General features: G+C 50.1%; 12 protein-coding genes. 6 read left to right on the top strand and 6 right to left on the bottom strand.

The genetic code is table 11. The features are described 5' to 3' along the window. Complete coding sequence (locus M0644_RS07260) at positions 1-588, top strand: 4'-phosphopantetheinyl transferase superfamily protein (RefSeq protein WP_286625126.1); 588 nt, start codon at positions 1-3, stop codon at positions 586-588. Between the two features lie 54 nt (positions 589-642). Here the strand turns inward: M0644_RS07260 and ribBA are convergent, their stop codons facing one another. After that, positions 643-2,286 carry a bifunctional 3,4-dihydroxy-2-butanone-4-phosphate synthase/GTP cyclohydrolase II gene (gene ribBA, locus M0644_RS07255; protein WP_286627175.1) on the bottom strand — a complete coding sequence of 548 codons (1,644 nt, stop codon included), beginning with the start codon at positions 2,284-2,286 and terminating at the stop codon, positions 643-645. Positions 2,287-2,518: 232 nt separating this feature from the next. Here ribBA and M0644_RS07250 point away from each other — a divergent pair, with 232 nt between their 5' ends. Next, entirely contained in the window at positions 2,519-3,505 is a 987-nt protein-coding gene (locus M0644_RS07250) for a methyltransferase domain-containing protein (RefSeq protein WP_286625125.1), read from the top strand. Here M0644_RS07250 and M0644_RS07245 read toward each other — a convergent pair. Next, on the bottom strand, positions 3,490-4,125 hold the full coding sequence (locus tag M0644_RS07245; protein WP_149819490.1) for a YqiA/YcfP family alpha/beta fold hydrolase: 636 nt from the start codon (positions 4,123-4,125) through the stop codon (positions 3,490-3,492). The two genes, M0644_RS07250 and M0644_RS07245, sit on opposite strands and share 16 nt — an antisense overlap. A 377-nt stretch (positions 4,126-4,502) precedes the next feature. Here M0644_RS07245 and M0644_RS07240 point away from each other — a divergent pair, with 377 nt between their 5' ends. Next, positions 4,503-4,922, top strand: coding sequence for a photosystem I reaction center subunit II PsaD (locus tag M0644_RS07240; RefSeq protein ID WP_149819488.1), 420 nt, complete (start codon positions 4,503-4,505; stop codon positions 4,920-4,922). Positions 4,923-4,952: 30 nt separating this feature from the next. Here the strand turns inward: M0644_RS07240 and M0644_RS07235 are convergent, their stop codons facing one another. The 3 genes from M0644_RS07235 to M0644_RS07225 form a co-directional block, all read right to left on the bottom strand. After that, positions 4,953-6,041 (bottom strand): patatin-like phospholipase family protein, encoded by a 1,089-nt coding sequence (locus tag M0644_RS07235; protein ID WP_149819486.1) that lies wholly within the window; start codon positions 6,039-6,041, stop codon positions 4,953-4,955. 2 nt (positions 6,042-6,043) lie between these two features. Further along, on the bottom strand, positions 6,044-6,985 hold the full coding sequence (locus tag M0644_RS07230) for a diguanylate cyclase regulator RdcB family protein (RefSeq protein ID WP_286625122.1): 942 nt from the start codon (positions 6,983-6,985) through the stop codon (positions 6,044-6,046). A 134-nt stretch (positions 6,986-7,119) separates the two neighbouring features. Next, positions 7,120-9,528: a dynamin family protein gene (locus M0644_RS07225; RefSeq protein ID WP_286625121.1), complete on the bottom strand. Its 2,409-nt coding sequence runs from the start codon at positions 9,526-9,528 to the stop codon at positions 7,120-7,122. Between the two features lie 328 nt (positions 9,529-9,856). On the opposite strand from M0644_RS07225, the gene M0644_RS07220 reads away from it, so the two are divergent. Beyond that, positions 9,857-10,159: a DUF3181 family protein gene (locus tag M0644_RS07220; protein WP_149819480.1), complete on the top strand. Its 303-nt coding sequence runs from the start codon at positions 9,857-9,859 to the stop codon at positions 10,157-10,159. 2 nt (positions 10,160-10,161) lie between these two features. Here the strand turns inward: M0644_RS07220 and acsF are convergent, their stop codons facing one another. Next, complete coding sequence (gene acsF, locus M0644_RS07215; RefSeq protein ID WP_286625120.1) at positions 10,162-11,226, bottom strand: magnesium-protoporphyrin IX monomethyl ester (oxidative) cyclase; 1,065 nt, start codon at positions 11,224-11,226, stop codon at positions 10,162-10,164. A gap of 273 nt (positions 11,227-11,499) precedes the next feature. Here acsF and M0644_RS07210 point away from each other — a divergent pair, with 273 nt between their 5' ends. Continuing rightward, on the top strand, positions 11,500-12,231 hold the full coding sequence (locus tag M0644_RS07210; protein WP_286625119.1) for a heme oxygenase (biliverdin-producing): 732 nt from the start codon (positions 11,500-11,502) through the stop codon (positions 12,229-12,231). 38 nt (positions 12,232-12,269) lie between these two features. Beyond that, a complete protein-coding gene (gene hemN / locus M0644_RS07205) occupies positions 12,270-13,652 on the top strand; it encodes an oxygen-independent coproporphyrinogen III oxidase (protein WP_286625117.1) in 1,383 nt (460 codons plus the stop codon). Positions 13,653-13,703: the final 51 nt, after the last annotated feature.

Raw genomic sequence — 13,703 nt, 5'->3', positions numbered from 1 at the left:
GTGTGGGATTTCCCCCTACCCCCGATTGTTGCCCCTCAATGGCAGGCGCCACACGACAATCTCACCTTGTATTCCCATGCGCTGCATCTTTGGTGGTTAACGCTTCCCCCTGATGTGCCCCGTGAGGTTACCCTGCGCGCCTATTTACGACGCTATCAGCCGAATCTTGGCGAGAAGCCTCTACCGCGTACCGCTGGGGGTAAGCCCTATTTGGATGCTTTGGAATTTAACTGGAGCCATAGTGGTAACTTAGCAGTGTTGGCTGTGAGTGGCCGGGCGGCTGTAGGGGTAGATGCAGAGATCTTGCGCCCCTGTCCTCAGCGTTCAGCCATTAGTCGGCGGTTTTTTGGGGCGGCTCTGCAACAAAGGATATTAGAGGGGAGCGATCGCTCGTTTCTCCAGGCATGGACATACTATGAAGCGTGGCTCAAGGCTCAGGGGATCGGGGTATGGCAGCGAACAGCAGCTCAGCCTTTAGAACATTGGGCAGTCAGTTTCCCCGTGGGCGATCGCGCCATTGCCAGTGTTGTTGTGCTAACGCCAACGCCGCTCCAGTGTGTCTTTTTTCGGCCAGAAGTAGTGGGATAAATGAATGTTCACACTTGAAAACGGCGTAAATCTTCCAAGATACCCATCGACGCTTTAACCTGCTACTGCTGACCATGAATAGATGAGATGAGGCTGCCACTCACTGGGGGGCTGTTGGGTGTAGGCTTGGCGATCGAGAGCCATGGGTAGGTTGAGCATTGGATCACTGCCTGTCGCTACGAGAAACTCAAATCCCTTGAGAGTGGGCCATTGGCAAAATTGCCGCAGCAGGGTTTGCACCGCAAGCACATAGGGGTGTTCCGGCTGCTGATACCACTGGCGATCGGCCACATGGGGTTGGTCAAAGCCAAAGTGAACAATCAGGTCAGGATGTCCAAAGATGGCCTGGGCAACGGGCCGAGCTTCTTCGCGCACTAGCAAATGGACGCCTGCGGCCAGATGACGTATTTTTTCCAACCGCTCATAGCGATCGCCCGCATCTAATTGCAACTCCTGCCAGCGAAAGGCCACTGTGATCAGGTAAGTTTGTAGCAGCAGATGCCCCAGTTTCTCCGCCTTAGTCGTCAAGTAGGGGGTGTTGTAGGGCGTCGCTTCAATCAGCAGGGGCACCCGATCCACCACTTCGAGGCCATAGCCCTTGAGGCCAGCAATTTTACGGGGGTTATTGGTAATCAGGCGAATCTGCTTCACTCCCAAGTCATTGAGCATTTGGGCGCCAACACCATAGTTACGCAAATCCGCTGGGAAGCCGAGGTGCTCATTAGCTTCCACGGTGTCCATCCCTAAATCTTGCAGGGAATAGGCACGTAGCTTGTTGACTAGGCCAATGCCACGACCCTCTTGGCGCAGATAAACCACCACACCGCGTCCTGCCGCGTTAATCATTTTCAGAGCCGCTTGCAGTTGCATCCGACAATCGCAGCGCAGTGAACCGAGGGCATCGCCCGTCAAACATTCAGAATGAACGCGCACCAGCACGGGTTGCTCGCTAAACGTGGCAGGATCTCCTTTGACAATGGCGACGTGCTCCGATTGATCGAGGGAATTGCGATAGCCATAGATTTGAAATTCACCGAACTCCGTCGGTAGCTTGGCCACAGCTTCGCGGCGGACAAAACGCTCATGCTGGAGACGATAGCTAATTAAGTCGGCAATGCTAATAATCTTCAGTTGGTGGGTGCGAGCATATTCAATGAGTTGGGGCAGCCGCGACATGGTGCCGTCGGGATTTTGAATCTCACAGATGACCCCCGCTGGATACAGCCCTGCCAACCGTGTCAGATCGACGGCGGCTTCGGTATGGCCGGCTCGCTTGAGAACCCCCCCAGGGCGCGATCGCAGGGGAAAGACATGGCCGGGGCGACGTAAATCTTGAGGCTGGGTCGTCGGGTCAATGAGGGCTTGAATGGTGCGGGCACGGTCTTCGGCGGAAATGCCTGTGGTCACGCCCCAACGCGGGCCGGCATCCACACTGACCGTAAAAGCCGTTTGATTGCTATCGGTGTTTGTTGTTACCATCAAGGGCAAATCCAATTCATCGAGGCGATCGCCCTCCATGGCGAGGCAAATCAGTCCTCGGGCATGAACCGCCATAAAGTTAATCATGGCTGGGGTCACACGCTCAGCGGCACCAATGAGATCCCCCTCATTCTCACGATTCTCATCATCCACCACGACGATAACTTCACCCCGCCGCAGGGCATCCAACGCAGATTCAATGGAGTCAAACACAGGCACATCCGCCAAGGCAGTTCCTTCCAGAATTTTTAAGGCTCCTTATTATTAAGTTACAGCCTTTTTCACGAGGATTGGGTGCCCGCAGCACTAGCAGGCAGGATTGCACCAACTTTTCAAGATAGTATTGAACAGCGTACGATCTCCCACGAAAACCCATCTGTGGCTCTTTCCCTTGTGGAAATGCTAAAAACCTCGTCATCATAGTGAAAGGTTTCACCAGCCAATCTGCTACATGTCTCATCTATTGCTCATACTGGTTATCATTGTTGGCGCGTTAGTCCTCGTGGGGTTAGCGCTTTATCTCCTGTTTCCTCGCAAGTACGAGTCTGCCCGCTCTGTCGCCGAGTCCTATGACGACTGGACCAATGACGGCATTCTTGAATTTTACTGGGGTGAGCATATTCACCTTGGCCACTATGGTTCGCCCCCCCGTCCCAAGGACTTTCGCCAAGCAAAGGCAGATTTTGTCCATGAAATGGTGCGCTGGGGGGGTCTCGATCGCCTGCCGCCGGGGACAACGGTTTTGGATGTGGGCTGTGGCATTGGCGGGAGCAGTCGTATGCTAGCGCGTGACTATGGCTTTCACGTGACGGGAATTACAATCAGCCCTGAACAGGTACGGCGGGCGCGGGAACTCACTCCTGCCGATCTCAATGTGCAGTTTCAAGTGGATGACGCTCTAGCCTTGTCATTTCCAGATGCCAGCTTTGACGTGGTTTGGTCAATTGAGGCAGGCCCGCACATGCCCGATAAACAGCAGTTTGCTAAGGAATTACTCCGTGTCCTAAAGCCGGGGGGGATTCTTGTGGTTGCCGATTGGAACCAAAGGGACGATCGCCAGCACCCCTTGAACCTCTGGGAGCGGCTCATTATGCGGCAGCTCTTGGATCAATGGGCACACCCCGCCTTTGCCAGTATTGAAGGCTTTGCCGAAGCCCTTGCCGCAACAGGTTTAGTGGCTGGAGAGGTGATCACTGCTGACTGGACACAGGAAACGCTCCCCTCGTGGCTAGATTCGATTTGGCAGGGAATTGTGCGACCAGAGGGGCTGATTCGCTTTGGCCTACCGGGGCTAGTGAAATCTTTGCGGGAAGTACCCACATTTCTGTTGATGCGGCTTGCCTTTGGCATGGGACTGTGCCGCTTTGGCATGTTTCGCGCTGTGCGAGCAGAAATTCCTGCGGTCTCCCTTGACCCAGCCTCTCAAGTTAACTGCTGATAGATGATCGGATACATCATGCCCCAAATGGCCGGCTGTACGTCCTTGAGGGCGTGATCACTGTCCAATTCCACCCGACTCACCCAAGGGCGGCCTTCACAGTAGCGACGACTGGCTTCGATGGGAATCACCTCATCCTGAAGACCATGGAAAATGAGGGTGGGCACAGGCCGCTGCAGCTGGCGATCGTCGTACTCCAGTAAATCCTTGGCAAAGCCATAGCTAAGGGGCAGCAGGCGTTCTTTGGTGTAGTGATACACCTCCAGCACACCCGTTTCTTGCCAGCGGCGGTATTGATCGCCCAAGCGCGGCAGCCAATGGATCGCAAACTCAAAGGCAGGAGCAAGAAGAAAGAGTTGCACCACTTGGGGATGCTTTTCGGCTAGCCAAGCAGCCGTCAGGCCACCAAAACTGGAGCCAATCAATGTGACGGGTTCCTCTGGGGCGAGCAGCGCTTCTACCTGGTCAATTTGACGACTCAGGGTCAAGTGAAAAAAATCCCCTTGATTGAGATCAGGAATGAGTAGCGGTTGACCGAGTTCCGCAAAGCGATCGCGAAAATACTGGGCCTTCGCAGAGCGAGGCGACGAGGCAAATCCATGGAGGTAGAGATATTGCATTGCTCAACCATTCCCTGTGAGGAGTGGACATATTTTTGCTGCACTTTGTCAATAATCTTAACCAATTTGCCCTTCAAACATCGGCTTAAGACTAACGGCAATTGAGGATAGCCGTGGATCTCCATCGAAAAAGCCTATGACAGCGCCTACTTGGAGGGAACTGTTACAGTTTCTCACAACTCGCGTCAACACCGCGATTTCAATGCTACGATGCCGTTGAATCTGGCTACAGCCCTTTTCGCAAGGAGGGCAAACGCTCAAAACTGCGAAAGCCCTTGGGAGAAGATTGCATCCCCTTGATGTATCCCATATCCAAGAAAAGGGTTGTCTCTGGCCGATCTTAAAGATGAAAACGTGAGAGATTGAGGATCGAACGCATGACAACACTCACTGGGCAACCCCCGCTCTATGGTGGCAGCACCGGCGGCCTCCTCAGCGCAGCGGACACCGAAGAGAAATACGCCATCACCTGGACAAGCCCCAAAGAGCAGGTTTTTGAAATGCCGACGGCTGGGGCTGCGGTTATGCGTGAAGGGGAAAATCTTGTTTACCTTGCCCGTAAGGAGCAGTGCCTTGCCCTAGCCGCTCAGCAACTGCGTCCCCGCAAAATCAATGACTACAAAATCTACCGCATTTTCCCCGATGGCGAAACGGTGTTGATCCATCCCAAGGATGGTGTTTTCCCTGAGAAGGTGAACCAAGGGCGTGAAGCCGTCAACTCAGTGCCCCGCTCCATTGGCCAAAATCCCAATCCCTCGCAACTGAAGTTCACCGGCAAGAAGCCCTACGATCCATAGGTCGGTGCTGAGCTATCTCCTGATGACCCCCTATGGATCAACCATGGGGGGTATTGATTTTAAAGTAACGTTGTGATTGAGCAGTGCTGCTGTAGAGGTTTTTAACTCATCGGGATTCAAGAGTGCTGCCGTAGAAGCCTTTAACTCCCCATGGGTTTGGCGCAGGGTTCTCAGGTTCTGCACAAGGGTGAGGATCGGCTCAATGGCTGCCTTGGCATCGGCATACCCCTGTGCTTGCAGGGCGGCAATGCGATCGCTCCGGAAATCGAGCAAGCTTTCTAGACTCCCCAGTACAACCGTGTTTGAAGTATTCAGCACTGTCTGTGGTCGAATCTCAATGATCGTCAAATTAGGGAAGTCATAACGATTCCAAGGCACCCCATCCTCAAGGTGAATGACAATGGCATGGGTACAGCCCCGCTGCGCCAACGCTCCCAAGGGCACATTATCTTGAAGTGCCCCATCCACATAGGTTTGACCATTGACCTGTCGCTGCGGAAAGGCCAAAGGAATGGCCGCACTCGCCAGCAGCAAGTTCAATAACGTCTCTGGGTCATCCATATCCTGTGCCCGCAGCCACTCAGCTTTTGTGCCTGTCCAAACGCGACACATGTCAATCAATGTCATCAACAGGTTATAGCCCAGACCCGGAATTTGCAATGAGGGAAAAACCGTTACCCAAAGCTCCGTACCCCGTTTCAGTTGGTTGTAGTTTACATAGGAGCGCACAAGTTCTTCGATCGGGCGCGGGTCAAAGACGGAATGGCATTTGGGGAGAATCCCCGTCACTGTCAAAAAAGTATTGATCCATCCCCCAAATTCAGGTAAGGCAGATTGGATGCCATAGCTGATGAGAATGCTGAGCCAGTTGGGGTTGGCGGAGATGATATTGGCGGCACCAATCTCACGCCAAATCTCCTCGAGCTTGCTCACACCCCGAGCCAATTGCTGGGGATAGCTGGCAATGATGGCGCCATTGAGGGCACCGATACTGGTACCTGCAATAATGTGCGGTTCAAATCCCTGTTCAGCGAGGTAGCGCAGTGCCCCCACTTGGTAAGCCCCTTTGGCACCACCACCCGTGAGTACTAAACCAACTTTTGAACCAGTGTTTAGCATAATCACTCCTTGGATTTCAGAGACTGGAGGGAATGCAACGTTGCAGCGGCAGTTTCATGAACAATCCGTTGAATGACTTCTTTGGCATCTAGGGTATAAGGAGGGTGCTGAGGGACAAAGGAAGGCTGCTGTTGGCAGTATAGTGCTGACATATTGTGCAGCAAGGGATAGGAGTCTGAATAGCGGCAACTCGCCAGAATGTCGTAAACGATCTCTGTATCCTCTTGTGCTGTTGCTTGCCGAGTTACTTTTAGCAGCGTTGCGGTACTGAAGAAATGCTTGGGTAAGTCGTGCCGCTGGTGCGCCAAAATTTCATTCACCAGTAGGTCGCGATAATAAGTGACTTGTTGTTCAAGTTCTAGGTAGGCAATGGAACTGTTGTAGATTTCGCGGGCTAAAAATAGGATTTGGATAGCCCAAGGGAGATCGTGATAGCTTTGGCCACTTCGCCAGAGAGAGAAAATGCGATCGAAATCTTCCCGTGCCGTCACTCGCCGTTCAAGGGTAGCAATGCGTTTCTCTTGCTCTTGAAACTTGCGATCGCAGGTCTCAATTAAACTATTCAATAAACTATTCAATGCCTGCGTGTTGTGATTAAGCCCCTCACGAGTTTCTCGGAGAGAGTGCTGCGTAGCTACAAGACATTCACGAGTTTCTCGGAGAGAGTGTTGCGTAGTGACAAGGGCATACTCATTAAATTGCAGCTTTTCAATCAGTTCATTGGTAATGCTCAGTAATGCTTCCTGTCCTCGGGTCAAGTTTTGGGCAAGAAGGGTATCTTGCTGGTAAGTGCGACCTGTTAAACTATCCAGTAGCCTACCCCAAAAACCTCGATTGGCGCGATACGCTATCAAAGACTGATTCGTGTGAATGCTGTTAGCTAAATCAATCAGTAGTTGATCATTGGCAAGAGGGATTCGCTCTTCAATGGCTGAGTAATTCATAGAATCTACAACGCAAAAAGTACTTTAATCGACATAAATAAATCGGCATCATCTGCAGTCAGGGAGTACTGGGGGCTAGGTTAGCATAAAAGATAAAAAGTGTTGACACTGTACGGCAAGGAAAGCTAAATTAATCACTGATTAGAGAAATTTGCTGGTGAATCGCAGGAAGAACCATAATTTTCCAGAACTTCCTCTACTCGACGCGAATAAATTGGAATATCACACTTCGCTTTTTGAGCATCCTCCTCGAGTTGCTCTAGTTGCTTCATCACTTCTTCTTTTTCAACAGCAGACTTTCTCTGATATTCTTGGCTCTCAATCAGGGTTGTTCGATAATCCTTGAGATAGCTACTGAGATACTCGATGTATTGTTCTGCTTCTACTTTAAAACCGTTTTCTAAATAATTATTAACTTCTTGTTCTATTTGATTCGCTTGGGTGTCTATTTGTCGATTGATTTCCTCAACGACTTTATTGAGATAGACTACATATTCTTGAATAGTCTCTGTATAAATTTCATCCACTTCCTTAGGAATTAGCCAAAGCCAGTGCCACCAAAATCTCTTTTCCACTTTTCGAACTTTATAGACAGTCCTAGTTAAAGCTTCGGGTCGAAGTTCAGAATTGCCAAAACTAGCCTTTGAAACCTGAAAATCAGGAAGGCTTAATTGCACATTAAAAGTCATCTGGAGTCGTTCTCTTGCTTTTTCTAGGATAGGCTGAGTTTCTTCCTCTATTTCTTTCTTTAATCCAAGGATTTTTTCTCCTACAAATTTTTCAATCTTTTTCTGGGTATCACCAAAAAACTTTTCTGCTTCTTGTGAAACTAGGTTAAATATTTTTCCCTGAAAATCTTCAGCGTCATGCCTTGAGCTAAAAGGAATCCTTAAATGATCCTCACGAGACTTGTCGTTGGTTAATTTGTGTGCAAAGTCTGTGAGAAAAAGCATTACTTTTTTGAGAACATCAGCCTGCTCATACTCTTTTTGAGAAAAAAGATGACTAACGTCTGCTCTTGCCTTGTTCTTCAATTCAGAGACTTCACTGGCAATCTGATTCTTAATTTCTTTTTGATACTCCTCGATAATATTCAAAAGATTAGCCGAATTTTCAATTTTCTTAATATCTTGATTTAGTTGCTTAATTTCATTCTCAAGTGTACCTAGGGCTGCTTGATAGCTTCTTTTTCGCAAATTAATGTCTTCAAGAAGCTTATGAATAAAGCCGTGAGTGATGTTTAGAGATTCTCTGATTACTTTCGGTGCAGCAATTTTAATGAGTTCACTAATCACTTTAGTGAAAAACTGATAAAATCCTGAGCGTTCATACCACTGCTTTCTAGCTTTCTTAGTAAACGCGTCTTTGTCAATATCTTCTAAGTCTTCTTCCCAGTCATCCCCAAGAATTTCTCTTGCCAAATCTCTGGCTTCAGGTCGAGTCCGCCAGTCTTCTCCTAAGTCATGCTGCTTCAGGAAACGAGCAGCACAATAGGCCCGTTGGGCAGATAGCTCAAAAACATGAGAGCTAGGAATTCTAAATTCCTGCTGCACAAACTCCCGCACTTCTGCAGGAGTCATATCCCCTGTGCGTCGTTGATCAACTTTGTTTACGAGGGCATAGATATTTTCAGTTCCACCACGAATCTCAGCAATTGCCTGAACGGTTTCTTGAACACTTTTAGCCGCTTCGGTCTTGAGCTGGGTAAAGTCTAGGACAACCAAAATGAGACTACTACGCTCAAGTTGTTCAGCAAAAATATTCTTGATTTCTAAGTTCTCGCCTGCTTCGTTAGGACCTGGAGTGTCAATAATCACAAGGTTGCCCAAAGCGGTGTTGATAGCCTCGCCTTCAGAGGTAAAAGGTGCTACTCTGATCTGGGGTAGCTCCCGCATCCGCTTTACAGGGTTGTAGGCAGGAACTATTTGGCTGGCTAAACGTACCAAATCATTCATTAGTTGCAGGGCTTCACGCACACTTTCGACACCTGTTGTTTCTTCTTTGAACAAAGTGCCGTCATTCCTGATAATGTTTTCAAATGTGGTGTAAAGATGAGGATATTTCTGTAACTTAGCTTTAACGTTGTCACAATTCCTATTGTATTCTTGGCGGATTTTCACCGCTGCCTTTTTGAATAAAGTGAGGGTTTCTTCGGGGACAAAGAGAACAGGTTCAGGGTAGTTTGTATCTAAAACGATTTCCGTTGCAGTAGCGGTCATGGCAGTATTGCGGGCAGGCAAAAGCGGTTGACCGACAATTGCATTGATAATCGTGGATTTGCCGGCTTTCATGGGGGCGACCACGGCCATGCGTAGAGCCATTTCCTCAACGTTGGTGAGGGCTTGCCGAATCGCTGCTGTACCTGAAAATTCTGTTTTTTCTTGAGATGAATCCCTCTCTGCTGTTTTATGGAGGCTGTTGTAGCGTTCAACAATGCCAACGGTCTGTTTCAGCAAATGAATGACATCCTGGCGCAAGTTTTCTAGTAGGGTCTCACTTGGCTGAATGTCTTGGGGAATGCCGGGGGGGATAGTCGTAGCCATACAATCAGCAATTAAGAGCAATTAAAAGAGAACTGATGCCTATGGTAGCACAAAGAATAAAAACTGTTGTAATCTACAGCTCTTTCCTAAAAGAAAAAGGACATGCTCCCTGTAACCATTGATTTTGGCTGCTTTGAGCGCATTCAGCACTTAGGGAAAAGACTGTTAGGGTTTTAGTTCTTAACAAAAATTAATGATTGGCCTTCTATGGGTGAGCCTGATCCTTGTCCACAGGTGTTTTCCCGATTACTATCCCATGATCGGTCTGTTTTAGCGATCGCCCCCTTTGACTGGTACAAATAGAGTGAATGAAAAAGCGGTGTTCTAAATGAGTCGTACCCCCTTAATTGAACGTCTTGCGGCTGAAATTGGCCGTGATATCTATATGGATGTGGCCAAATGGCATCTGTATCTCGCTGATGCAAAGCTGGCAACCCCCCTCGCCGAAGCCTTTTTGCCCCTCCTAGAGCAGGGGGAGGTTAATTCGGCACAGGTCACGAGTGTTTTGCAGGAGGTTTCAGTTCCCCTCGGCGGGGGTCAGCAGTCCCTTTCCCTCGATCGCCTGATCCCCAAGGCCAACCAAGAGCTGCTGGTGGAACTGCTCAACCGTTTTCGCCAAGAGGAGCTTTAGCCCTAGTGCACGGTGCCCCATTCCTGTTGGGCATTGACGGGGGGCAACAGATAAATGCGCAGGAGATGACCCGCGATCGCCAACTGGTGAGGAAGCTTCCGCAAGGCCTTCAGCCACTTGGGTTGATTACTGGCTTCAATGGCTTGGAGTTTTTTATGGATTTCGACACAGCGTTGCAGCCGCGGATAAAAGTCAGGGTGATCGACATTGAGCACCACCGAGAAGGTGCGAGCGGCCGTTTCATTGGTTTTGGCAATGACCTCGCGATCGAATTCCGTGGCATCAAGACCAAGGGCTTCATAGAATTTGGCACGCTCATGCACCGTCAGCGTATGGGTGGCAAACACCGTCAGCAGGAAGAAGCGCATCCATAGTTTGGCACCCCAGCCTTGAATCAATTGGGGTTGGGAGTGGATCAATGCCTTGAAAATATCGCCGTGGCGGTTTTCGTCTTGGCACCAACTTTCAAAGTAGTTAAAGAGGGGATAGAAGGAATGTTCGGGGTGCTTTTCTAGGTGACGGTAGATGATGATGTAGCGCCAGTAGCCAATTTTCTCCGATAGATAGACGGTGTAGAGCACCCATGGCAGGGGGAAAAACGTGTAGGTGCGCGCCTTGGAGAGATAGCCCAAGTCCATGGCATGGCCAAAATCCATCATTGCCTTGTTGAGAAACCCTGCGTGTCGCGCTTCATCCCGTGCCATGAGGTGAAAGATTTCCGCCAAGAGGGGGTTGCGATTCTTCAGCTTGCGCGAGAGTTCCTTAAAGAGCAAAAACCCTGAAAACTCAGAGACACAGGAACGCTCAAGGTAATCAATAAAGGCTTTGTGGGTCTCTGCATCCAAGGTGTCCCATGTGCCTTTGAAGGAGTCATCGCGGACAAAGTGATGGCGGTTGTAGTCTGCCCGCATTTCCGCCAACATTGCTTCGAGTTGTTCCTGCTGGCGACTCAGGTCAAGTTTTGCTGCGTGTTCAAAATCTGTTGTGTAAAAGCGGGGGGTTAAAAGGTTTTCACGAATGGTTTTAACGCTCTGACTCGCATCGGGATTGGGGGCGATCGCCACCATAAGCTGTTCACTCCTATAGAACTAAACCTATGTAGGTCATACCGTTTTACTATACTATATCCCTCAGGACGGTCAATAACCGTCTTGACGATTTTGCAAAAGTAGGCAGTTTTGTAATGTTTTTTGAAGTTTCACTTGACAGCCATATGGTCAAAAAGTAATACTCACCCTTAGTTTGCCCTTCTGCCCCCGTTCAGCCCACGGCCATTCGCCGCTGGCAGGATGGCTTTGCCTCAAAAAAGATTGTTAAAACTGATTTCAGGAGTTACAGGTATGACCGTGCTCTCTCTTGCGCTGCGGGAAGGAACTGCTGAGGCTCACACCTTGGCCGAACACACCGCCTTCATGAAATGTTTTGTCCGCGGGTTGATTACGCCGAGCCTCTTCCGCCAGTTCTTGGCCAATCTCTACTTTGTGTACACCGACCTCGAAGCTGCCTTAGCCAGTGCTACGGGCGATCGCCTGCGAGCCATGTACTTCCCCGAACTGAACCGCAGTGGCCAACTGGCCGAAGACTTGGCCTTCTACTATGGCGAGGATTGGCGCGATCAGATTACCCCCCTCACGGCCACCCGCGTTTACCTCAGTCGTATTCATGACCTCGCCCAAAGTGATCCTCTGTTGCTCATTGCCCATTCCTACACCCGCTATATGGGGGATCTCTCTGGGGGACAAGCCCTCAGCAAAATTGTGCGTTCGCAGTTGACCCTCCCCGCAGGCAAGGGCACCGCCTTTTACGAGTTTCCAGCCCTGCCAACCCCAGAAGACAAGAAAGCCTTTAAGCAGCGCTATCGGGAAACCTTGGATAGCCTCAGCCTCGATGAGGTCGCGATCGCCCGCATTGTCAAGGAAGCCAACTTTGCCTTTGCCCTCAACTGCCACCTCATGCACGCCCTTGAGTCGGAGTTAAAAGCCACCATTGGCGATCAGATGTGGCAGTCCGTGGTGATCGAGAATCAGCCCAGTCGGCGTGAGCAATCCCGTCCTGAAGCCGTTGCCGTTTAAGGCCCACTGTTGATCTTGTTAGGAGCTTGCAAATATCCATGAGTGTGATTCAGCCGATTCAATTTGATGGGGCACTACTGCAAAAATACGATCGCCCCTTGCCCCGCTATACCAGTTACCCCACGGCTGCCGAGTTTACTGCTGACTTTGATAGCCACTGTTTCCAACGGGAACTGCTGCGGAGTAACGAAGAGCACCTGCCTCTGTCCCTCTACGTGCATATTCCCTTTTGCCAGACCGCCTGCTATTTTTGCGGTTGCAATGTCATCGTCACCCAAAGCCAAACCATTGCCAAAACCTACTTGGATGCCTTAGCAGAGGAAATTGCCCAAGTGGCGGCACGGCTGGATCGCACTCGTCCAGTGATTCAAATGCATTGGGGCGGCGGTACCCCCAACTATCTCACCATTGAGCAAGTGGAATCTTTGTGGCGGACGCTCACCCACCACTTTGAATTTGCCAAGGATGCCGAAATTTCTATTGAGGTGAATCCCCGCTATATCAACCGCGAGTATCTCTTTCGCTTGCGCGATCTGGGCTTCAACCGCATCAGCTTTGGTGTGCAAGACTTTGATCCTCAAGTTCAACTTGCCGTCAATCGGGTGCAGCCAGAGACGTGGCTGTTTCAAGTGATGGAGTGGATTCGCGCTGCCGAGTTTGAGAGTGTCAACATTGACCTGATCTATGGCCTGCCTTTTCAAACGGTGCAATCTTTTGAAACCACGATTGCCAAAACAGTGCGCCTTGACCCCGATCGCATTGCGGTCTTTAACTTTGCCTATCTTCCCAATTTGAAACCCATCCAAAAGCGAATTGACCCCGCTACCCTACCCGATGGCACGACCAAACTGGCCATTTTGCAGCGGGTCATTGAAACGCTGACTAGCCAAGGTTATCAGTACATTGGCATGGATCACTTTGCTAAGCCCACCGATGAGCTGGCGATCGCCCAAGCAGCTGGAACCCTCAAGCGCAACTTTCAGGGCTATACGATCCTGCCCCCCGCAGATTTGATTGGCTTTGGTCTCACCTCAATTAGCATGTTGCAGCAGGCCTATGCCCAAAACCAGAAGCACCTAGCCACCTACTTTAGTAACATTGCGGCGGGGCAATTGGCCACAGAACGCGGGATTCAATTACACCCTGAGGATGTGCTGCGCCGCACCATCATCATGGAGCTGATGTGTCAATTTACCTTGGACAAGGGGGCGATCGCCCGCCAGTTCAATCTCGATTTTGATACCCACTTTGCCCCTGAGTTAACTGCACTGCAGGAATTGGCTGCCGATGGTCTCATTCACTTGGGGCGCGATCGCGTGGAAGTTACCTCTGTGGGTCGGCTCCTGATTCGCAATGTGGCTGCCCTCTTTGATACCTACCTGCAACACAAATCTGGTAAGACATTTTCTAAGGCCATTTAGGCTCAGCCGAGGATTGTCTTGGTGGCTCAAATTCTCTAGATTACACTTGAT

Source organism: Thermosynechococcus sp. B1 (genome assembly GCF_030322985.1).
Taxonomy (GTDB): domain Bacteria; phylum Cyanobacteriota; class Cyanobacteriia; order Thermosynechococcales; family Thermosynechococcaceae; genus Thermosynechococcus.
This window is presented reverse-complemented; position numbering and strand designations above follow the sequence as displayed.